General features: G+C 71.1%; 19 protein-coding genes. 4 read left to right on the forward strand and 15 right to left on the reverse strand.

Features of this window, described 5'->3' with window-relative positions:
* Nucleotides 1-34 precede the first annotated feature (34 nt).
* From OG331_RS19315 to OG331_RS19345, 7 genes are all read right to left on the reverse strand, one after another.
* Nucleotides 35-979 carry a type II secretion system F family protein gene (locus OG331_RS19315; RefSeq protein WP_406197827.1) on the reverse strand — a complete coding sequence of 315 codons (945 nt, stop codon included), beginning with the start codon at nt 977-979 and terminating at the stop codon, nt 35-37.
* Nucleotides 980-989: 10 nt separating this feature from the next.
* Nucleotides 990-2,327, reverse strand: a complete 1,338-nt coding sequence (locus OG331_RS19320) for a CpaF family protein (RefSeq protein WP_328879595.1) — start codon at nt 2,325-2,327, stop codon at nt 990-992.
* A gap of 12 nt (nt 2,328-2,339) precedes the next feature.
* Nucleotides 2,340-2,711, reverse strand: coding sequence for a TadE/TadG family type IV pilus assembly protein (locus tag OG331_RS19325; protein ID WP_406197830.1), 372 nt, complete (start codon nt 2,709-2,711; stop codon nt 2,340-2,342).
* 1 nt (nt 2,712) lies between these two features.
* On the reverse strand, nt 2,713-3,033 hold the full coding sequence (locus OG331_RS19330) for a pilus assembly protein (protein WP_406210128.1): 321 nt from the start codon (nt 3,031-3,033) through the stop codon (nt 2,713-2,715).
* Between the two features lie 65 nt (nt 3,034-3,098).
* Nucleotides 3,099-4,361, reverse strand: coding sequence for a CpaE family protein (locus OG331_RS19335; RefSeq protein ID WP_406197833.1), 1,263 nt, complete (start codon nt 4,359-4,361; stop codon nt 3,099-3,101).
* Nucleotides 4,362-4,370: 9 nt separating this feature from the next.
* On the reverse strand, nt 4,371-5,078 hold the full coding sequence (gene cpaB, locus OG331_RS19340; RefSeq protein ID WP_406197835.1) for a Flp pilus assembly protein CpaB: 708 nt from the start codon (nt 5,076-5,078) through the stop codon (nt 4,371-4,373).
* 88 nt (nt 5,079-5,166) lie between these two features.
* Nucleotides 5,167-5,976, reverse strand: a complete 810-nt coding sequence (locus tag OG331_RS19345; protein WP_406210131.1) for a hypothetical protein — start codon at nt 5,974-5,976, stop codon at nt 5,167-5,169.
* A gap of 275 nt (nt 5,977-6,251) precedes the next feature.
* Here OG331_RS19345 and OG331_RS19350 point away from each other — a divergent pair, with 275 nt between their 5' ends.
* Complete coding sequence (locus OG331_RS19350) at nt 6,252-7,934, forward strand: chitinase (RefSeq protein WP_406197838.1); 1,683 nt, start codon at nt 6,252-6,254, stop codon at nt 7,932-7,934.
* A gap of 15 nt (nt 7,935-7,949) precedes the next feature.
* On the opposite strand, the gene OG331_RS19355 is transcribed toward OG331_RS19350, so the two are convergent.
* Nucleotides 7,950-8,366: a hypothetical protein gene (locus OG331_RS19355; protein WP_406197840.1), complete on the reverse strand. Its 417-nt coding sequence runs from the start codon at nt 8,364-8,366 to the stop codon at nt 7,950-7,952.
* A gap of 139 nt (nt 8,367-8,505) precedes the next feature.
* Between OG331_RS19355 and OG331_RS19360 the strand changes: the two genes are divergently transcribed.
* Both OG331_RS19360 and OG331_RS19365 read left to right on the forward strand, forming a co-directional pair.
* A complete protein-coding gene (locus OG331_RS19360) occupies nt 8,506-9,021 on the forward strand; it encodes a SigE family RNA polymerase sigma factor (RefSeq protein ID WP_406197842.1) in 516 nt (171 codons plus the stop codon).
* Nucleotides 9,022-9,093: 72 nt separating this feature from the next.
* On the forward strand, nt 9,094-10,344 hold the full coding sequence (locus OG331_RS19365; protein WP_406197845.1) for a hypothetical protein: 1,251 nt from the start codon (nt 9,094-9,096) through the stop codon (nt 10,342-10,344).
* On the opposite strand, the gene OG331_RS19370 is transcribed toward OG331_RS19365, so the two are convergent.
* The 4 genes from OG331_RS19370 to OG331_RS19385 all read right to left on the reverse strand — a co-directional run bounded on the left by OG331_RS19370 (nt 10,341) and on the right by OG331_RS19385 (nt 15,742).
* Entirely contained in the window at nt 10,341-11,660 is a 1,320-nt protein-coding gene (locus tag OG331_RS19370) for an Nramp family divalent metal transporter (protein ID WP_406197848.1), read from the reverse strand. The two genes, OG331_RS19365 and OG331_RS19370, sit on opposite strands and share 4 nt — an antisense overlap.
* A gap of 66 nt (nt 11,661-11,726) precedes the next feature.
* Nucleotides 11,727-12,218 (reverse strand): ATP-binding protein, encoded by a 492-nt coding sequence (locus OG331_RS19375; protein WP_406197850.1) that lies wholly within the window; start codon nt 12,216-12,218, stop codon nt 11,727-11,729.
* Between the two features lie 97 nt (nt 12,219-12,315).
* Nucleotides 12,316-13,230, reverse strand: coding sequence for an anti-sigma factor RsbA family regulatory protein (locus tag OG331_RS19380; RefSeq protein ID WP_406197852.1), 915 nt, complete (start codon nt 13,228-13,230; stop codon nt 12,316-12,318).
* A 79-nt stretch (nt 13,231-13,309) separates the two neighbouring features.
* Entirely contained in the window at nt 13,310-15,742 is a 2,433-nt protein-coding gene (locus tag OG331_RS19385) for an ATP-binding protein (RefSeq protein ID WP_406197855.1), read from the reverse strand.
* 383 nt (nt 15,743-16,125) lie between these two features.
* Between OG331_RS19385 and OG331_RS19390 the strand changes: the two genes are divergently transcribed.
* The gene (locus tag OG331_RS19390) at nt 16,126-17,475 is read left to right on the forward strand and encodes a M14 family metallopeptidase (protein ID WP_406197858.1); all 1,350 of its coding nucleotides are present in this window, start codon (nt 16,126-16,128) and stop codon (nt 17,473-17,475) included.
* Here OG331_RS19390 and OG331_RS19395 read toward each other — a convergent pair whose 3' ends face one another.
* The 3 genes from OG331_RS19395 to OG331_RS19405 all read right to left on the reverse strand — a co-directional run bounded on the left by OG331_RS19395 (nt 17,476) and on the right by OG331_RS19405 (nt 20,246).
* Nucleotides 17,476-18,096 (reverse strand): hypothetical protein, encoded by a 621-nt coding sequence (locus tag OG331_RS19395; protein WP_406197861.1) that lies wholly within the window; start codon nt 18,094-18,096, stop codon nt 17,476-17,478.
* A 137-nt stretch (nt 18,097-18,233) separates the two neighbouring features.
* On the reverse strand, nt 18,234-19,712 hold the full coding sequence (locus tag OG331_RS19400; protein ID WP_406210134.1) for a GntP family permease: 1,479 nt from the start codon (nt 19,710-19,712) through the stop codon (nt 18,234-18,236).
* A 123-nt stretch (nt 19,713-19,835) separates the two neighbouring features.
* A complete protein-coding gene (locus OG331_RS19405; RefSeq protein WP_406197864.1) occupies nt 19,836-20,246 on the reverse strand; it encodes a RidA family protein in 411 nt (136 codons plus the stop codon).
* Nucleotides 20,247-20,250 lie beyond the last annotated feature (4 nt).

The following is a 20,250-nucleotide window of genomic DNA, read 5'->3' on the forward strand; positions in this document are numbered from 1 at the left end:
GGTCCGTCGTTCTCCCTTCCCGCGCCCCGGCGCCTCAGACGTCGATCCGCGAGAGGCGGCGGATCAGGACGAAGCCCACGGCATACAGCCCGAACGCGATCAGCACCGCCACCTGGCCCACCGGGGAGGCCGTCATGCGGTCCAGGGCCCCGTCCTTCACCCCGTTCATCAGGAACAGCGACCCGACTCCCAGCGCCGGGACGGCGTACGACGTCATGCTCACCTGGGACAGCTGCGTACGGACCTCGCGTCGCGTCTCCTTGCGCTCCTCCAGCGTCTCCGTCAGGTTCCGCAGGGCGCTCACCACCTGGCCGCCGGCCCGGTTGGACAGCATCAGCGTGGTCACGAGGACGACCAGTTCGCGGGACGGGAGGCGTTCCGCGAGCTCGCCGAGGGCGTCGTCCATCGAGGCGCCCAGCGCCAACTGGTTGGACACCTTGGCCAGTTCCTCGCCCGCCGGGGCTTCCAGCTCCTCCGCCGCCAGGCCGATGGCGGTACGGAGGGCGAGGCCCGCGTGGGCGGCGTTCGCCAGGATGCGGGCCAGTTCGGGGAGTTGGTTGATGAACCGCTCGATGCGCTTCTGGCGTTGCCAGTTCAGGAACTGCCACGCGGCCCAGACGCCCAGCAGGCCCGCGATCGGGCCGAAGAAGGGGGCCAGGGTCGCCTGGCCGACCAGCCACAGGCCCGCCACCGTCGCCAGCATGTAGACGAAGAACTCGCCCGGCGTGACGTCCAGGCCCGTCGCCACCAGCCGCAACTCCAGCCGCTTGCCCGGCTTCGTGCGGCGCAGGCGGCGGTCCAGGTCGGCGAAGCGGCGACGGCGCCCGCCTCCGGTGATCTGGCCGGCGGAGGTCAGACGCTCGACCAGGGCCTGGCGCTGGGCCCGGCCGGCGGCGTGGACGTGTACGCCCGCCACGGCCAGGGCGCAGGTCACTAGGGCGACGCCGGTCGTGAGCGTGATACGGGTCTGGAGGTCCATCAGCGGGGTCCTACCTGGCTTCTCGGGTGGCGAGCTCGAGCGGGGACTGGGCGACGCCGAAGGCCTGGGGTATCGGCTGGCTCGCCATGTAGAGGCGGTCGGCGGTGCGGCGCGGGAGGGGGAAGTACGCGAAGGCGCCGTGGACGCGGCCGTCCGGCGTCATGGGCTGGGCGTGGAAGCGGGCCACCGTGGCCAGCCGGTACGGCTCCGCCCCGTGGCTGTCCAGGATCGCGATCTCGGTGATCCTGCGGGCGCCGTCCGGGAACCGGGTCAGCTGGATGATCACGTCCACCGCGCTGTTGATCTGGTCGTGCAGCGCCTCGAAGGGGACCGACACGTCGGACATGGACGCGAGGGTCTTCAGCCGCATCAGCGCGTCCTCCGCGCTGTTGGCGTGCACGGTGGCGAGGGAGCCGTCGTGGCCGGTGGACATCGCCTGGAGCATGTCGAGGGACTCGCCGCCGCGGACCTCACCGACGACGATGCGGTCGGGGCGCATCCGCAGGGAGTTGCGGACCAGGTCCCGGATGCTGACCTGGCCCTTGCCCTCGACGTTCGGCGGGCGGGACTCCAGCCGGATGACGTGTCCCTGCTGGAGCTGGAGTTCGGCCGAGTCCTCGATGGTGATGATGCGCTCGGACTCGGGGATCAGGCCCGACAGTGCGTTCAGCAGCGTCGTCTTGCCGGTGCCCGTCGCGCCCGAGACGATGATGTTGAACTTCGCCTGCACCAGCCCGGCCAGCAGATACACCATGGGCTCGTCGAGCGAGCCGAGGCCGGTCATCTCGTGCAGGGTGAAGGAGCGGGGGAAGCGGCGGATCGTCAGGGTCGCGCCGGTCAGGGACAGCGGCGGGATGATGACGTTCACGCGCTCGCCGGACGGCAGGCGCGCGTCCACCATCGGGTTCGACTCGTCGACGCGCCGGTTCACCGTCGAGACGATCCGCTCGATGGTCTGCATCAGCTGGTCGTGGGAGGGGAAGCGGAGCGGCAACTGCTCGACGCGGCCGCCTCGTTCGACGAAGATCGCGTCCGGGCCGTTCACCATGATTTCGGTGATCGACGCGTCTTCGAGCAGCGGCTCCAGGATGCCCAGGCCGAGTGCCTCGTCGACGACCCTACGGATCAGCTGCGAGCGCTCGACCGTGGACAGCACCGGGCCCTCACGGCTGATGATGTGCCCGAGGACCCGTTCCAAGCGGGCCCTGCGCTCGGCCGCGGCCAGCGAACTCATCTCCGCGAGGTCGATCTCCTCCAGGAGCTTGGCCCGGTACGAGGCGACCAGGTGACCGTCCTCGCCCCGGCCGGCGTTCTCCTCCGGGGCGTTGATGCGTGACCTCAGGCTCATGTGGATCCTCGTTCAGTGGTCGAGCGGCATGGTCGCGGTCTTCTGGGCGGGGTCGAAGTTCCAGCCGGGGACGATCGACGGGATCTCGATGGTGGCCGTGACGGTGACCTCGTCGCCGCCGGCCGCCTCCGAGCAGTCGGTCCCGTCGGCGAGCCAGCCGCTGACCGCGTTCTGGCACCCTTCCTGGGCGGCACCGGGTTCGAGCGAGGCGGCCCGCGCCCCCGCCCTGGCCGCCGTACCCGCCTGCTGGGCGGTGTAGGCGATGAGCCCGACCTGGATGCCGGCCATGGCGACGAGGATCAGGATCGGGATGAACCCGAGGTACTCGATGGCGACCTGACCGCGGTCGCGGCCCGCACGGCGGGGGAAGAGCCGGTACGACATCTCAGTCCTTCTCCTCCTGCACGGCCCCCGCGTGGCCCTCCACCGTGAACGGGAAGCCGATGGAGCCGGGGAAGAGGACGGGCACCTGGAGGGTCACATCGGCGGTGACGAAGTCGCCGCTCGCGCTGCACTCCACAGTGGCGCCCCCCTGCCATGAATCCGGAAGGTGTTGCAGCCCTGCCTCCGCGCAGGCCGACTGCCCCTCCGACGCCGTCGCAGCCCGCGCCGCCTCGTCCGCAGCATTCCCCGCGAGCGTGAACGTGTACCCCAGCAGCACGCACTGCCACAGCAGCACCAGCGTCAGGATGATCAGCGGGGTCATGCCGAGGAACTCGACGGCGACCTGACCCCGGTCGTCCCTGATCCGGCCCTTGTCCCCCCGCCCCTTCACCTCCCGATCTCCTTCCGGCGCCGGAACGTCAGCGCCGCCCGGTCCCCGCCCCGTGCCCGCCCGCCCCGGCGCTGTGCGCTTGCCTCGGTGCCCTTGACCAGGCCCAGTTCCCCCGCGAGCGCCCACAGTGCCTGCTTGACCGTCCCCCTGTTGTCCAGCTCGTGGACCCGGCCGGCGTCGACCGCGCCCTGGAGTTCCTTGAAGTTGGCCGGGATCGCGGTGGCCGCCACCGACGTGCCGGTGATCCGCTGGATCAGGGCGGGCTGGATCTCCGTACCGCGCGAGTGCCGGTTGACGACGATCATGGTCTCCTCCGCCTTGCGGATCTGGAGGCGGTCCCACATCCGGACCGTGCGCTTGGCGCCGCGCACCGCGACCACGTCCGGGGTGGTGACGAGGAGGGCCGTGTCGGCCATCTCCACGGCTGCCGCGCTCGCGCCGCTCAGCTGGGCGCCGCAGTCGACGACGACGACCTCGTAGCGGGAGCGCAGGGCGGTGACGACGTGGCGGGCGGCGCGGTCGGTGACCTCCTCGCCGCGTTCGCCGTCGCCGGGGGCGAGCAGCAGCGCCACCCCCGTGTCGTGCCGGAACACCGCGTCCGCCAGCACGCGGGGCGTGATGTCGCTGATGGCGGCGAGGTCGACGACCGAGCGGCGGAACTGGATGTCCAGGTAGGAGGCGATGTCGCCGGTCTGGAGGTCCATGTCGAGGAGGGCGGCGCTGCGGCCGGACGCCTGGGCCGCGAGGGCCAGTTGGATGGCCGTGAGGGTGGCGCCCACGCCTCCCTTCGCGCCGCTCACCGTCACGACGGTGCCGCCGACGCCGCTGAACACATCGCCGCCGGCGCCCAGATGACGCCGTACGCCCACCGACCACTGGGCGACCGCGTGGACGCGGCTGGCGAGCTCCTCGTAGTGCAGCGGCAGGGCGACCAGGCCCCGGGCGCCGTAGTCCATGGCGGCCTGGAAGAGGCCGGGGCTGGCGTCGGACGTCACGAGGATGACGCCCACCGCCGGGAAGCGCAGGGCGACCTCGCGGATGAGCTCAAGGGCCGGGACGGGGCCGATGCGCTCGTGGACGACGACGACCTCGGGCAGTTCGTCGATGGACTCGGCGGCCAGGCGCGCGAGGGTGTCGACGAGTTGGGTGGAGTCGGTGACCGGGGCGACCGGCTCGGCGTCGGGGAGCTGGCTGAGAAGGGTCGTGAGGGACCGGACCGCGTCCGCGTCGCCGACGGCCGGGAGGATCCTCGTGGGCATGGGGGCCTCTCACTTGTCCTTGGCGAGTTCGTAGGTGCGGTCCGTAGCGGAGATGTCGGAGTCGGCGCCGGGTGCCACCAGGGCGAGCCGGACCTCGTCGGCGAAGGACTCGGCGTACGTGATGCGCTGGGCGTCGACGGTCCGCAGGGCGAAGGTGATCGGGACGGCCTCGGTGGGCTGCCGGTCCCGGTCGTCCGCGTCGGGGCGCAGGGAGGTCAGCTTGCCCACGTCGATGACGCGGGCGTTCTCGACGATGAGCTTGGACTGGTCGGGGTCGCCGTCGCGCTGCCCCTCGAAGGTGGCGTAGACGTTGACCGTGGAGCCCGGGGTGATCTTGCCGGCCACGCCCGTCGCCGCGTCGATCATGATGGCGAGTTCCTGCTCGCCCTGCCGGAGGGCGGGCTGGTCGACGATCATGTCGCTCTGCAGCAGGGAGCCCTCGAGCAGTCTGGTGACGGCGATCTTGCCCTGGATCTCGCGGAGGTTGGTGACCGCGTTGTCGGACAGCCACCGCTCGGGCATCTCGATCTTCTCGAACTGGCCCGCGCTGAGCGGGGTGTAGGGATCCACGTTCCGCTTGAGCCGGTACGCGGTGACCTCGGGCCCGACCTTGGATTTCACGTCGTTGATGACGGACAGGACACCGGCGAAGGCGCCGAGGGCGCAGACGACCGACAGGAGCAGGAGTATCACGCCGCGGCGCTGACGGGAGTTCATGAAACCGTGCAACCTCATTGGGGGAATCGGTCGGGTGCGGTCGGAGTGGAGTCGGTCGGGTCGGGCTGCCGTGAACGGCCTGTCCCGGTCAGCCCGCGCGGGCCGGTTGCTCGTGGGTGGGCGGGGTGGCGGAGCAGAAGACGCAGCGATCGCCGATGACGTCGATGCCGCACCAGTGACAGGAGTTCTGCCGTACGGAGGTGACGAGCTGGTAGAGCACCGACAGCTCCGGCAGATAGGCGCAGAACTCGATCAGCTTGGCCGTCCCCCACCAGGCCGTCGACTCGGCGGGCAGGACCACCTCTCTCAGGCCCTGGGCGTTCCAGGACTTGGCCAGGGTGGCGGTGACCCAGTCGGACTGGAGCTGGCCCTGGGCCACCAGCATCGAGGTGCCGAACTCCGGGCCGGGGAGGGTGACTCCGGGGGCGATGCGGACGAGGTGCGGGGCCGGGTGGGCGAGGACGCCGAACTGGCTGCCGGGCATCCAGGACTTGGCGTGCGACCTGAGGTCCACGGGGACGCGGTCCAGCTTGGCGACGGAGCCGAGGAGGGCTCCGGCGTGGAGGTAGTGGGTGAGCAGCCGGCCGGCCGAGGCGAGGACTCCGGGGCTGAGGTCGCAGGAGGCCAGCTGCCGCAACTGGCGGGCGAGGACGGCGAGTCCGAGCGGGGGCAGTTCGGGGCGGAACACGGCGATACGGTCGCTCTCCAGCAGGGACCGTACGGTGTGCAGTCGCTGCTGGACGCCGCGGGGAACGGCCTGCGAGCAGACGACCACGACATGCCCGTGCTGCTCGATCAGCGTCTGCATGCCCGCGAGCGACCTCTCCAGGGGCTCCCGGTCGAGGTCCTGGAGCACGACGGCGGGCACGGTTCGCTCGTCCTGCGCCGGCAGCGCCATGTCGGCACTGGTCACGGCAATGGCAGTTGGCACGCGCAGCTCCCCGTTCCCGCCCGGTCCGGTGCACGGGTGTTACTCCGGTGCACCGAGATGACTTCATTGCGTGACTATCTCAGCACTGTATCCACGGCTTGATGACCGGAGAACAGCCTTTCTGTAGCCGGGAAGGAACTCACCTCGCACAACTCACGCCAAAACGGGGCAGGTCACGCACACCAATCCTCCATGACCGGAATCCCTTGACAGCCGGATTGGTCTGGACCAACTTGGTTGACATGTTCATACACAGAGCCCGTCTGTGGGCGGCAGCCATCGCCTCCGCCCTCTCCCTCACCTTCATCGGCGCGGGCCACGCGTCCGCCGCGGACGTCAACAACGCCAAGAACGCCGGCTTCGAGTCCGGCCTGAGCAACTGGACGTGTTCGGCGAACAGCGGGACGACCGTCTCCTCACCGGTGCACGGCGGCTCGACCGCGCTGAAGGCGACACCGGCCGGGCAGGACCACGCCCGGTGCAGCCAGACGGTGGCCGTGAAGCCCAACTCCACGTACACGCTGAGCGCCTGGGTGCAGGGCGGCTACACCTACCTCGGCGTCACCGGCACGGGTACGACGGACGTGTCGACCTGGACGCCGGACTCGACGTCGTGGAAGCAGCTGTCGACCACGTTCAGCACCGGCTCCTCGACGACGTCCGTGACCCTCTACACGCACGGCTGGTACGGACAGGCCGCGTACTACGCGGACGACGTGTCGGTGTACGGCCCCGACGGCGGCGGGGGCACCGACCCCTCGCCGACGATCCCCGGGGCGCCGAGCGGGCTCTCGGTGTCGGGCACGACCTCCTCGTCGGTCTCCCTCGCCTGGAACACCGTCTCGGGGGCGACCGGCTACAACGTCTACCGAAGCGGCACCAAGGTCACCGCGGTCACCGGCACCTCCGCGACCGTGACCGGGCTCGCGGCCTCGACGTCGTACTCCTTCCAGGTCACGGCCACCAACGCGGCCGGTGAGTCACCGAAGTCGGCCGCCGTCACAGGCACCACGAACAACCCGACCGGGCCGGGCCCCGCCCTCCCCAAGCACGCGGTGACCGGCTACTGGCAGAACTTCAACAACGGCGCCGCGGTCCAGAAGCTCGCCGACGTGCAGTCCCAGTACGACATCATCGCCGTCGCCTTCGCGGACGCGACGTCGACGCCGGGCGCGGTGACCTTCAACCTGGACTCGGCAGGACTGGGCGGCTACACCGTCGACCAGTTCAAGGCCGACATCCGGGCCAAGCAGACGGCCGGGAAGAAGGTCATCGTCTCGGTGGGCGGCGAGCGCGGCACGGTCGCGGTGAACGACGCCACGTCGGCGGCGAACTTCGCGAACTCCGTGTACTCCCTGATGCAGACGTACGGCTTCGACGGCGTCGACATCGACCTGGAGAACGGCCTCAACGCCACCTACATGACGCAGGCCCTGCGGTCACTGTCGGCCAAGGCGGGCTCATCCCTGATCATCACCATGGCCCCGCAGACCATCGACATGCAGTCGACGTCGAACTCGTACTTCCAGACCGCGCTGAACATCAAGGACATCCTCACGGTCGTCAACATGCAGTACTACAACAGCGGTTCGATGCTGGGCTGCGACGGCAAGGTCTACAGCCAGGGCTCGGTGGACTTCCTGACCGCCCTGGCCTGCATCCAGCTGGAGGGCGGCCTCGCCCCGTCCCAGGTGGGTCTGGGTCTGCCGGCGTCGACGCGGGGCGCGGGCAGCGGGTACGTGGCGCCGTCCGTCGTGAACAACGCTCTGGACTGCCTGGCCAAGGGCACGAACTGCGGCTCGTTCAAGCCGTCGCGGACGTATCCCGACCTGCGGGGCGCGATGACCTGGTCGACGAACTGGGACGCGACGGCGGGCAACGCCTGGTCGAACGCGGTGGGGCCGCACGTCCACGGGCTGCCGTAGCAGCGCCGGACACCGTCACCCCATCGGTCGGTAATGGCCAAGTACCCAGGCCAGCTGCGGGAACCACTCCTGCAGCCGCGTCCTGGGCTTGGCCTGCACCACGCACTCGTAGAACCGGCCGTCCATGTGGACCACCGCGACCATCAGGGCCTTGCCGTCGGGGCTCGCCTTGTAGTGGACGCCGCGGATCTCGGGCCAGCGGAACTCGATCGTGAGGCCGGACATCTCGAAGACGACACCGGAGGCGTCGACGACGACCGCGTTGCGCTTGTCCACGGCCAGGAACTCAGGGCCGGCCGGGACCGGCCGGGGCGGCACCGGTTGGCCCGGGACCGGGGCGTACGGGGGGTGCGCGGGCGGGTGCTGCGGCGCGTACTGCGGCGGGGGCGGGCCGAAGCCCGGCACGGGCGGTGGTGGTGGCTGCTCGGTCATCCGTCGGGTCCTCGGTCCTGTCCTTGCCCTGGCTGTGAACTTCTCGGCGCTGCGGTGAAACATTCTCCCTGCCCCGCCGCATCAGTGAAGTGAGGGCCTCACCGACGGCCGGCAGGCAGGCAGGCAGCAGGGGGACGGCATGGGACAGGCCCGCGTGGACGAGTACGCGGAGTTCGCGGTGGCCAGGGCCGGGCATCTGTACCGGTCCGCCTGTCTGCTGACCGCCGGGGACACCCACCTCGCCGAGGACCTCGTCCAGGAGACCCTCGGCCGGATCTACGTCCGCTGGGGACGGGTGTCCCGGGTGGACAACCCCGCCGGGTACGCGCAGACGGTCCTCACCCGCACCTTCCTCGCCCACCAGCGCCGGCGCAGCAGCACCGAGCGCGCCACGGACACGTTCCCCGACCGGCCCGCGGACGACGGCGGGCACGGTGACCTGTCGCTGCGGCTGACCCTGCTGCAGGCACTCGCCCGGCTCCCCGCCAAGGACCGGGCCGTGGTCGTCCTGCGGTACTGGGAGGACCGGTCGGTGGAGCAGACCGCCGACGCGCTGAACGCCAGTTCCGCGGCGGTGCGGACGCGGTGCACCCGGGCACTCGGCCGGCTGCGGGAGCTGCTGGGCGAGGACCTCGGCGAGTACGCGGCTCCCTGACCACACCCCCTTCCCGCCCCCCTTTCCCGACCCCAACTCCCGACCCCAACCCTGAGAAACGGTGGTTTCGCCATGCCTGTGGAACACGACGAGGAGCAGTTCGAGGGGCGTCTCGGTCACGCCCTGCACGACGCCGGTGACCACTTCGACACCGACCGGACGGCGCTCGTCACCGCCGGTCTGGCGCGGGGCCGTCGGCTGCGGCTGAGGCGGCGGGCCGCGGTGGCGGGCGGCGCGGCCGGGATCGCCCTGGTGGGGGTGGGCGGGGCGCTGCTGCTGCCGGAGGGCGGCACTTCCGCCCCCCAGCCGTCCAGCTCCAGCGTGGCCGGGCGGCCGTCCGGCACCCCGGCCCCCGCTCCCGTGACGGGCCGCGAACTCATCGCGGCGCTCGAGGAGCTGCTCCCCGAGGGCAAGGTCGGCGCGCAGGAGGCGCGGGGCGCCACGGACGCCCTGCTGCAGCCGTACGTCCGCCTCGTGCACGACGACGGCAGGGGGCCCGCGGCCGTCGGCGTCAGCCTGGGCCGGATCGAGCCCGGCAGCGACCGGGCCCGGCAGACGATCGACTGCCCGGACAAGGCGCTGGTCCCGCACGACAGTTGCGTCTCCACCCGGCTGCCGGACGGCTCCCTGCTCAAGCTGTTCCAGGGCTACGAGTATCCCGACCGGCGCGTCGACACCAAGCTGTGGTCGGCCGACCTGCTCACCCCGACCGGCCAGCACGTCGCGGTCAGCGAGTGGAACGCGGCCGCCGAGAAGGACGCGCCGGTCACCAGGAGCGAACCGCCCCTGTCCACGGACCGGTTGAAGGAGCTGGCGACGGCCGAGGTCTGGCGCGGGTACGTCGACTCCATTCCCGAGGACCCGAAGAAGCCCGCGGCGACGGCCGCGCCGAGCGCCCCCGCCGAGCCGACGGTCGAAGCGGTGCTGGGCACCCTCGTGCCGCTGCTGCCCAAGGACGCGAAGGTCGTCGAGAAGGGCAGCGACTACTCGTACGTCGTGGTCGACGACGGCAAGGGGAGGAGCTACGTCCAGATCGACGTCCAGCACGGCATGGGAGACGTGGCCGGCGAGCTCTTCGGCGACGACGCCGAGGAGCTGCCCGACGGCACCTTTGTCGCCTTCCGGCCGGGCGGCGGCGACAAGGGCGTCGAAGGCGCCGTGATGTGGACCGTCGACACGCTGCGCACGGACGGCTTCCGCATCGCCGTCAGCGCCTTCAACGCCGGGACCCAGCACGACGCCCCGAGCCGCGAGACCCCCGCCCTGACCGAGAAGCAGCTACGGGAGATCGCCCTCAGCCCGCGGTGGGACGAGTTCCGTTAGAAGAAGTCCGCCCACGGCTGGTCCCAGATCTGCTTCAGGCACAGCACCAGGAACAGCAGGCCCGCGATGGCCAGCATGGCGTTGCTGAGCGGCCCGTTGCGCCACTGGGCCGGTGTGCGGGAGGTGTTGAGGAGCCAGATCAGCGTGCCGGCGAGGAAGGGCAGGAAGGCCGCGCCCAGCACGCCGTAGATGATGATCAGGCGGAAGGGCTCGCCCTGGAAGAGCAGGACGATGGGCGGGAAGGTCAGCCACAGCAGGTAGCCGCGGAAGGACCAGGACCGCTCCCGCTCGCCCGAGGCGACCTCCTCGCCCTTCAGCGCCTCACCGGTGCGGTAGCGGGTCACGAAGTCCGCGAACATCAGGCTCACGCCGTGCCAGACGCCGATGAGGGAGGTGAAGGAGGTGGCGAAGAAGCCGATCAGGAAGAACTTGGCCGTCGCCGTGCCGTATTCGTCCTCCAGGATGTCGCCGAGCTGGATCAGGCCCTTGTCGCCGCTGGCGATGGCGATGTTCGCGGAGTGCAGCAGCTCGGCGCCGACGAACAGCATCGAAATGACGAAGATGCCGGTGGTGGCGTAGGCGACGCGGTTGTCCAGCCGCATGACCTTCATCCAGCCGGTGTTCGTCCAGCCCTTGGCGTTGACCCAGTAGCCGTACGCGGCAAGGGTGATGGTGCCGCCGACGCCGCCGATGAGGCCGAGGGTGTTGAGGATCGAGTCCTTCTCGTCGGGCAGGACGGGCAGCAGGCCCGCGAAGGCGTCGCCGAGGTTGGGCGTGACGCGGATCGCCAGGTACACCGTCACCACGAACATGACGCCGACCAGGACCGTCATGACCTTCTCGAAGACGGAGTACTTGTTGAACCAGACGAAGACCAGGCCGACCAGACCACAGGCGATGGCCCACCATTCGAGGTCCATCACGTTCGGGAACAGCGCCTGCAGCGGCAGCGCACTCGACGACATCGCCGCCGCGCCGTAGACGAAGCCCCAGATCACGACGTAGACCGCGAAGAACCAGGTGGTCCAGCGGCCCAGGCTCGCCCAGCCGTCGAAGAGGGTGCGGCCGGTGGACAGGTGCCAGCGGCCCGCCGCCTCCGCGAGGGAGATCTTGACCAGGCAGCCGATGATCGCGGCCCAGAGCAGGGTGTAGCCGAAGTTGCTGCCCGCGATGAGGGTGGCGACCAGGTCACCGGCCCCCACGCCGGTCGCGGCGACGACGATGCCGGGGCCGATGTACCGCCAACTGGACTTACGTGGCCGGGATTCCGCCTCGCCGACCTGTGATGCCGCTGTGTTTCCCGTGGTGTCCGCCATGAGGGTCAAGAAATCTCAAAGGTGCCGGGGGGACAAGAGGGCGTGCGCGATCTCCACCCAATGTGCTCACCATGGTTTGGAGCCGCAGTCGTCCGACCCGCAGGTGCCGAGCTCGAACCACACCGTCTTGCCCGGCCCGTCCTGGCGGCAGCCCCAGCGCCGGGAGAGCGCGTCCACGAGGAACATGCCCCGGCCGCCCTCCGAATCCCCCGCGTCCAGCACGGCCGGAACGCGGCTGCCACCGTCGCGGACCTCGCAGCGCAGGATCCCGTGCGCGGCGGACAGGGTGAGCATGAAGCGGCTCGCCGAGTGCCGCACGGCGTTCGTGGCCAGCTCGCTCACCAGCAGTTCGGCCACCTCGACCAGCTCGTCGAGGTCCGCGAGCCCCCACCCCTCCAGCTGCCGGCGGACCTCCGCACGGGCCTCGCGGACGACGGAGGGACGGGGGTCGTACTCGACGCTCAGGTGTCCTGCCCCCAGGGGCGGTTGGGGACAGCAACCGAACGAGCCGTACTGGGGACCGGGATCCGGGAAGCGCGCCCCGTGGAGGTGCAGCATGACTCCACAGTGGCTCGCGCGGGGGTACCGCACACGGGGAGGAATACCCGATTCGATACCTGCACCCGGTCGCCCCCGGGGTGCTCCGCCGCCTCGGCTATCCGTACTGGAGCCGTACGCTCGTCCCCTCCCCCTCGTCGCGTACATCCACGTACGCGCACACCTGCCGGGCGAACCACAGCCCCTGCCCGGGTTCCAGTTCCGCGCTCGGCGGCGGTACGAAGCCGGCCAGCGGGTCGTCCACGCGGCGGGCCGTGCGCAGTTCGCACACGCATGCCGGGGCGTCGCCCCACAGCAGGGCACCGTCGAGCGGGCCGAGCGCGGCGGCCGCCTCGGTGACGGCCAGGGCGAACAGCTCCGCGTCCGCCGCGGTCAGCCCGTGGGCGGCCGCCCAGCCGCGGACCGCGCCGGCCGTGGGCGCCGGGCCGGGCAGCCGCTCGGCGTCGGCGGGAAGCGGTGGCAGCGGTACGGCGTCGAGTTCGGCGGCGAGCCGGACCGGGTCCTCGTACACGTCGGTGTCGGGGTGGGCGCGGCGGGCGGCGGCGACGATGGCCGGACCCGCGACGCGGGCGTCGTAGGCGCACAGGGCCGTCGTGGCGAGCGGGGCGAAGAGCAGGTTGGCGAGGGCCTCGTAGCGGATCCACTCGGCGGTCTCCCGCGGGGAGCGGCCCGCACGGCCGCCCCAGACGGGCTCCATGAGCAGATGGATACGGCCGCCGGGGCCGGCGTTCGCCGCGAGGTAACCGGCGCCCTGGGCGACGGCGTTGGCGGCGGAGCCGGTGTACCACTCGGTGTGCGGGACGAGGCCGACGCTCTTGGCGTCGCTGCCGAGGGCGTCGCGCAGAAGGTCCAGGTTGCCGGGGGCGGCGATGGCGACGGGCAGGGGTTCGCCAGGGGCGGCGAGGGCCTCGGTGAGGAAGGGCAGGGCCGTGGCGAGGAACTCGTCGTCGGCCGCGAAGACGGCCATGCGGTGGTCGAAGTGGCTGTGGGATGGAGCCGGTTGGGTGGTCATGGTGGGTGCGCTCTCCTCGGGGCTGGCAGTCGGGGCTGCTTGTCGGGACGAAGGTGCCCGGGCCCGATGGCCGGGCGTCTCAGCGTTGGGCCGCCACCCAGGCCGCGATCTGGCTGCGGTTGCTGAAGCCGAGCTTGCCGAGGATGCGTTCCACATGGCCCTCGGCGGTGCGGCGGGCGATGACCAGACGGTCGGCGATCTGCTGGTTGGCGAGCCCCTGGGCGACGAGTTCGGCGACCTCGCTCTCGCGGCGGGTGAGTCGGAGGCCGGTCGTGGCCCGGGGGAATCCGGGACGGCCGGCGTTCGGCTCGCCGGGCCCGGTGGGCCGGAGCGGCCGGCTGCGGTCGTGCACGGCGTAGTCGACGGTCTCCGCGAGGTCGAGGCCGAGGCCGCGTTCGTACGCCCGTCGGAAGGCGGATGGGCCCAGCTCCTCGCGGGCCCGGGTCTCGCTGTCACGGCGGGTGGACTTCAGGGCCGCGGATGCCCAGCGGTCGCGGTCGATGCCGGCCCAGGTGTGGTCGGCGGCGCCCAGCAGGACGGCGGCCCGCTCGTGGGCGCCCGTCTCCGCGGCGACGCGGGCCAGCAGGTCGAGGGTGAGGGCGATGCCGATGACGTCGTGGACGGCGAGCTTGAGGCGCAGGGCGTGGCGGGCGTGGCGTTCGGCCCGGTGCCAGTCGCCCCGCACGGTGTGGGCCAGGGCGAGCATCCGCAGCACGTACGAGTGCACCCACTCCTCGCCGTGCAGTTCGCACATCCGCCGGGCCCGCTCGCAGACCTCGACGGCACGGTCGGCCTCGCCCAGGAAGCCCAGCGCGCAGGCGAGTTCGACCTGGTCGAGGCCGTACAGGCTGAGGTGCTGGCCGGGGACGGGGCCGCGGACGACGCTCGCCTCGAAGTGCTTCAGCGCGGTCGGCAGGTCGTCCATGAACAGGGTGACGACCCCGATGACGTACTCGGCGTGCGCCGCCTCCGCCTCGTCGTCCAGGTCACGGGCGAGGGCGTGGGCCTCCCGGGCGAGCGCCAGGCCCGCGGTGAGGTTGTGGGTGGCGGCGGCGAGGAGGCCCGCGATCCACAGGCCGCGTGCGCGTTCCCGGGTCGGTTCCGGATTGGCGGCGAGGGCGCGGTCGAGCCAGTGGCGGCCTTCGCGCGGGGCGCCGCAGGCGTGCCAGTAGAACCACAGGGTGCCGGCGAGGCGCAGGCCCGTGAGGCGTTCGCCCGGGGTGGTGAGGCCGAAGTCGAGGGCGGCGCGGAGGTTGTCCTGGTCGGCGCGCAGGCGGGCGACGATCTCGCGCTGGCCCGGGCCGAACCAGGCCCGTTCGCAGGCGGTGGCGCGCCGCAGCATCCAGTCCCGCTGGCGGCGGCGGGCCGCGGGCTCCTCGCCGGGGAGTCGGCGCAGGCGGTCGAGGCCGTAGTGGCGGAGGGTGTCGAGGAGGCGGTAGCGGGTGCCGTCCGGGCCGGACTCGCGGGACAGTACGGACTTGTCGACGAGGCCGGCGATGGCGTCGAGGACGTCGGCACTCCGCAGCGCCGCCACGGACGCCCCCGCCACGGACGCCCCCGCCGGGGAGGCCTCCTCCGGGGAGGCCTCCTCCGGGGAGGCGGAGGCCCCCTCCTGCGCACACACCACCTCCGCCGTCTCCAGATCGAAACTCCCCGCCAGGACCGACAGCCGCGCCCACACCAACTGCTCCCGCTCGGTGCACAGTTCATGGCTCCAGTCGACCGCTGCCCGCAGGGTCCGGTGGCGGGGCAGGGCCGCGGGGCTGCCGCCGGTGAGGAGGCGGTAGCGGTCGTCGAGGCGGTCCAGGAGCTGGTCGATGTCGAGGACGCGCATGCGGACGGCGGCGAGTTCGATGGCGAGGGGGAGGCCGTCGAGGCGGCGGCAGAGGCGGGCGACGGCCGCGCGGTTGGCGGCGGTCAGGCGGAAGCCGGGGACCACGGCGGCGGCCCGGTCGGCGAAGAGGGCCAGGGCCGGGCAGCCCTCGGACGAGGACAGGTCGCCGTCCGGGTCGGGGACCGGCAGGGGGCGTACCTCCAGGAGGTGTTCCTCGGTGAGGCCGAGGCGGTGGCGGCTGGTGGCGAGGATCCGTACGCCGGTCGTGCCGTGCAGCAGCGCCGCGGCGAGTTCTGCGCAGGCCGGCAGCAGGTGCTCGCAGTTGTCGACGAGCAGGAGCAGCCGACGGTCCCTCAGCTGCTCCACCAGCGCGCGGAGCGGCGGCTGCGCGGAGTGGTCGTGAAGGTCGAGCGCGTCGGCGGCGGCGAGCGGGACGAGCGCCGGGTCGTCCAGGCCGGAGAGGTGCACGAAGCGCACGCCGTCCGGGAAGGTGCGCCGTACTGCGGCCGCGATCCGTGCGGCGAGGCGGGTCTTGCCGACGCCGCCGGGCCCGGTGAGCGTGACCAGCCGGGTCCTGGCCAGCAGCTCGCGGCCGGCCGCGAGGTCGCCGCGCCGGTCGACGAAGCTGGTCGTCTCGACCGGCAGATGGTGATCCCGTCGTGGCGCTGATCCGCTCATGATCAGCCGTTCCTGTGGGGGTGGTGTCGAAGGGAGCCGGGGAGTCCGGGAGTCGACGGCAAGGGAGTCGGGGAGCCGGCGGGTGCGCCGGTCCCCGCCATGCCGCCGCTCCCGCCGCTCCCCCCTTGCGCGGAACCTCACCCTCCCCCGCCCCCTGGCCGGCACGCACACCCGGATCACACCGCCGGGTGGACTTCGCGCGGGACCGCTCCGGGCGGAACCGGCCCGCGTACACTGCGCGGCTGATTTTCGGGTGGTTCACGCCGACAACCGGAGTGTCACCCTTGACCTGTCCATGCCACCGCCGGACGATGAGGCGCCACACCCGCACCACGTCCGTACGTCGCACTGAACCCCACCCCCCACTCCCACAAGGAGAATTCATGCGACTTCGCATCCGCGGCTCAGGCGGCCGCAGCGGCAGACGTTCCGCCGCTCTCGCCGCGCTGCTCGCCCTCGCACTCGCCGCTCCCCTGTCGGCGAACGTGTCCGCCAACGCCGACAGCGCCGCCAAGCCGGCCCCCACGGCCGACGACATCCGGCAGTACGAGGTCCACATCCACTCCACCGCCAAGGACCGCACGGCGCTTCAGCAGGCCGGCGTGACCGTGGACGAGGCCGATTCCCACGGCGTCGTCGTCTCCGGCCGGGCGGACCAGATCAAGAAGCTGAAGACGCTCGGCTACGACGTCACCCCGCTCGGCGCGGTCCCCGACCGGTCCGCCGACGCGGACGACGTCCGCCTGTACGACTTCCCGTCCGGCGACTCGCGCTATCACAACTACGCGGAGATGACGAGCGAGATCAACTCGCTCGTCTCGGCCAACTCCTCCATCGCGAGCCGGCGTGTCATCGGCACCTCCTACCAGGGCCGGAACATCGTCGCCATCAAGATCAGCGACAACGTGGCGAGCGACGAGGCCGAGCCCGAAGTGCTCTTCACGCACCATCAGCACGCCCGTGAGCACCTGACCGTCGAGATGGCGCTCTACCTGCTGCGCGAGCTGACCTCCGACTACGGCAGCGACTCCCGGGTCACCAGCATGGTGAACAACCGCGAGATCTGGATCGTGCCCGACCTCAACCCGGACGGCGGCGAGTACGACATCGCCACCGGCTCGTACCGGTCGTGGCGCAAGAACCGGCAGCCCAACTCGGGCTCGTCGGCGGTCGGGACCGACCTCAACCGGAACTGGGCCTACCGGTGGGGCTGCTGCGGCGGTTCGTCGGGGTCGGCGTCCTCGGACACCTACCGGGGCGCGTCCGCCGAGTCGGCGCCGGAGGTCAAGGTCGTCGCCGACTTCGTGCGCAGCCGGATCGTCGGCGGCGCGCAGCAGATCAAGGCCGGGGTCGACTTCCACACGTACAGCGAGCTGGTGCTGTGGCCGTTCGGGTACACGTACTCCGACACCACGACCGGGATGACGGCCGACGACCGGAACGCGTTCGCGGCCGTCGGGCAGAAGATGGCGGCCAGCAACGGCTATACGGCCGAGCAGGCCAGTGACCTGTACATCACCGACGGGTCGATCGACGACTGGCTGTGGGGCAACCAGAAGATCTTCTCGTACACCTTCGAGATGTACCCGCGCTCCGGTGGCGGCGGCTTCTACCCGCCCGACGAGGTGATCGAGCGGGAGACGTCCCGGAACCGGGATGCGGTGCTGCAGCTGCTGGAGAACGCCGACTGCATGTACCGGTCGATCGGGAAGGAAGCCCAGTACTGCAGCTAGCTACTTGTCGTCGGCTTCCTCGACGTCCGCTCCCTCGACGGCGTCCGCCTCCTTGGCGTCCCCGTCTTCGAAGTAGGCGTCGAGGACCGCGTCCAGCTGCTCGTCCCACTCCTTGAAGCGGCTCCTGGCCGTCGCCTCGATCTCGATCGGGTACCAGCGGCGGTCGGGAGTGTGCACCGTGACGGTGTAACGCTTCCCGAAGCGCGGGGTCTCCGTCTCGATCGCGCCGATCTCGTCCCAGTGGAACTCGCACTTCTGGTCGTCCAGGGAGAGCCGTACGCCCTTGTGGTCGACGACGATTCGGGCCCGGCGGTCGGCGGCCTCGAACACGGGTCCGTCGACAGGGGCGTCCTCGTCGTCCTCGTCGTCGTCCTCTTCGGTCTCGTCGTCGACGCCCGCCTCGTCCTCGTCGGCGGCTTCGGGATCCGGCTCCTCGGGGTCCCTCACCTCGGCTTCCGTCTCCTCGGAGTCCGTCACGCCGGAAGCGGCCTCCTCGGCCGCGTCCTTCTCCTTCACGCCTTCCGGCTTGGCGGACGCGGGTGACGTGAGCCCGGGGATGAAGGCCGGGTCGAACCCGGCGCCTTCCAGGGGCTGGCTGCCTGAACCTATGCGCTGCTCCACAGCGGAGCAGTATGGTCGACAACCCTGTGTCCCGCGCAACCAGCCCCCGCATCGTTACCGGAAGATTCACATGCGAGCGGCCCCCACCAGCACAGCGGGGGCCGCCGACTTTTCCGCACCGCCGGGCGAACGCCCCGCTAGACGAACAGACTCAGCACCGCCGCCACCACGAACCCGGCGACCGACAGCACGCTCTCCAGCACCGTCCACGTCTTCAACGTGTCCCGCTCGGTGATGCCGAAGTACTTGGCGACGATCCAGAAGCCTCCGTCGTTGACGTGGGAGGCGAAGATCGAGCCGGCCGAGATGGCCATGATGACGAGGGCGACGAAGGGCTGGGAGTGATCGCCCTCGGTGAGCAGGGGGGCGACGATGCCGGCCGTCGTGACGATCGCGACCGTTGCCGAGCCCTGGGCCACCCTCAGGACCAGCGAGATCAGGTAGGCCAGGACGAGCACGGGGAGGCCGACGTCGTTGAAGGTGTCGGAGAGGGCCTGGGCGACGCCGCTGGCCTTGAGGACGGCGCCGAAGACACCGCCCGCGCCGACGACCAGGAGGATGTTGCCGACCGGCTTGAGCGAGGAAGTCGACACCGTCTCCAGGGACTTGCGGGACCAGCCGCGGCGGATGCCCAGCAGGTAGTAGGCCAGGAGCAGGGCGATCGTGAGGGCCACGAACGGGTTGCCGAAGAACTCGATCACCGAGCGGGTGGTGGAGGGGTCCAGGGCGATCGAGGAGAACGTGGCGGCCAGGATCAGCACCAGCGGCGTACCGATGATGCCGAGGACGGTGCCGAGCGGTACGGGCGTCTCCCGGGGCTCGACCCCGGACGCACGCTGCTCGTCGATGACCGCCTGCTTCGCCTCGGCCGCCGCCTCGACCATGTCCTGCGGCACGGCGACGAAGATGCGCTTGCCGATCCACGCCGAGAACACCCACGCGGCCAGTACCGCCGGGATGCCGCAGATGATGCCCATGAGGAGGACCCAGCCCAGCTGGACGTGGAGCAGACCGGCCGCCGCCACCGGACCGGGGTGCGGGGGCAGGAAGGCGTGCGTCATCGACAGGCCGGCCAGCAGCGGCAGGCAGTAGAGAAGGATGGACTTCCCGGAGCGCTTGGCGGCGGCGTACACGATCGGCGCGAGCACGAAGATGCCGACGTCGAAGAAGACCGGAATGCCGAAGATCAGGCCGGTGAGGCCCATGGCGAGGGGGGCTCGTTTCTCGCCGAAGAGGTTGAGCAGACGGGACGCCAGCACCTCTGCGCCGCCGCTGACTTCGAGGATCGCGCCGAGCATGGTGCCCAGGCCGATGATGATCGCGACATGGCCGAGGATGCCGCCCATGCCGGACTCGATGGTGGACACGGCGTCCGACCGCTGGACGGTGCCGAAGAGTTCGGTGACCGACAGGCCCGCCATCAGGCCGACGGCTATGGAGACGGCGAGGAGGGCCACGAAGGGCTGCAGGCGCGTCTTGATGATCAGGAAGAGCAGGAGCGCGATGCCGATGGCGGCGACGGTGAGCAGGCCGGCCGTACCGTCGATGAGGAGGAGCAGGCCGCCGGTGTGGGGTGGTGTCTCGGCGGGGGCCGATGCGGCCAGGGGGAAGGATATCGGGGACAATTGGGGGTCCTCTGGGTAAGTACATACTGCTTTCGGGCAGGGAGGATCGCGGCATGGCGTCCCGGGGGATGACGGACGCCGTGCCGTGTGCGGCGTGCGGGAGGTGCTTCAGCGTCAGCCGAGTACGGCCAGCGCGTCGATCTCGATGAGCAGCCCCGCCGGCAGGCCGACGTACACCGTCGTGCGGGCGGCGGGCGGCTGGGTCAGCCCCTGCTCCTCGAAGTAGATGTTGTAGATCTCGTTCATCTCGGCGAAGTGGGCCACGTCCGTCAGAAAGACGCGGATCATCATCACGTCGTCCCAGGAAGCGCCGCCCTCCTCCAGGATCGCCTTGACGTTGGCGAGGGTCTGGAGGGTCTGCTCGCGCAGGGTGGGACCGGCGGGCGTCGGGGCCTGGCCCTCGACCGCGGGGAGGAATCCGACCTGCCCGGCGACCTGGAGGATGTTCCCCTTCTTGACGCCGTGCGAGAACTTCGCGGGCGGGGTGGTGTGGGTCTTCGGGGTGAGTGCGATCTTCTCGGTCATGCGG

Source organism: Streptomyces sp. NBC_01017 (assembly GCF_045162795.1).
GTDB lineage: Bacteria > Actinomycetota > Actinomycetes > Streptomycetales > Streptomycetaceae > Streptomyces > Streptomyces machairae.

Coding starts and splice junctions, on each gene's coding strand:
- OG331_RS19325 (WP_406197830.1), bottom strand. CDS start 2,711: ATGTCGTACCGGCTCTTCCCCCGCCGTGCGGGCCGCGACCGCGGTCAG.
- OG331_RS19385 (WP_406197855.1), bottom strand. CDS start 15,742: ATGAGCGGATCAGCGCCACGACGGGATCACCATCTGCCGGTCGAGACG.
- OG331_RS19335 (WP_406197833.1), bottom strand. CDS start 4,361: ATGCCCACGAGGATCCTCCCGGCCGTCGGCGACGCGGACGCGGTCCGG.
- OG331_RS19330 (WP_406210128.1), bottom strand. CDS start 3,033: ATGACCCCGCTGATCATCCTGACGCTGGTGCTGCTGTGGCAGTGCGTG.
- OG331_RS19375 (WP_406197850.1), bottom strand. CDS start 12,218: ATGCTGCACCTCCACGGGGCGCGCTTCCCGGATCCCGGTCCCCAGTAC.
- OG331_RS19380 (WP_406197852.1), bottom strand. CDS start 13,230: ATGACCACCCAACCGGCTCCATCCCACAGCCACTTCGACCACCGCATG.
- OG331_RS19365 (WP_406197845.1), top strand. CDS start 9,094: ATGCCTGTGGAACACGACGAGGAGCAGTTCGAGGGGCGTCTCGGTCAC.
- OG331_RS19315 (WP_406197827.1), bottom strand. CDS start 979: ATGGACCTCCAGACCCGTATCACGCTCACGACCGGCGTCGCCCTAGTG.
- OG331_RS19405 (WP_406197864.1), bottom strand. CDS start 20,246: ATGACCGAGAAGATCGCACTCACCCCGAAGACCCACACCACCCCGCCC.
- OG331_RS19320 (WP_328879595.1), bottom strand. CDS start 2,327: ATGAGCCTGAGGTCACGCATCAACGCCCCGGAGGAGAACGCCGGCCGG.
- OG331_RS19370 (WP_406197848.1), bottom strand. CDS start 11,660: ATGGCGGACACCACGGGAAACACAGCGGCATCACAGGTCGGCGAGGCG.
- cpaB (WP_406197835.1), bottom strand. CDS start 5,078: ATGAACTCCCGTCAGCGCCGCGGCGTGATACTCCTGCTCCTGTCGGTC.
- OG331_RS19345 (WP_406210131.1), bottom strand. CDS start 5,976: ATGGCGCTGCCGGCGCAGGACGAGCGAACCGTGCCCGCCGTCGTGCTC.
- OG331_RS19355 (WP_406197840.1), bottom strand. CDS start 8,366: ATGACCGAGCAGCCACCACCACCGCCCGTGCCGGGCTTCGGCCCGCCC.
- OG331_RS19390 (WP_406197858.1), top strand. CDS start 16,126: ATGCGACTTCGCATCCGCGGCTCAGGCGGCCGCAGCGGCAGACGTTCC.
- OG331_RS19360 (WP_406197842.1), top strand. CDS start 8,506: ATGGGACAGGCCCGCGTGGACGAGTACGCGGAGTTCGCGGTGGCCAGG.
- OG331_RS19350 (WP_406197838.1), top strand. CDS start 6,252: ATGTTCATACACAGAGCCCGTCTGTGGGCGGCAGCCATCGCCTCCGCC.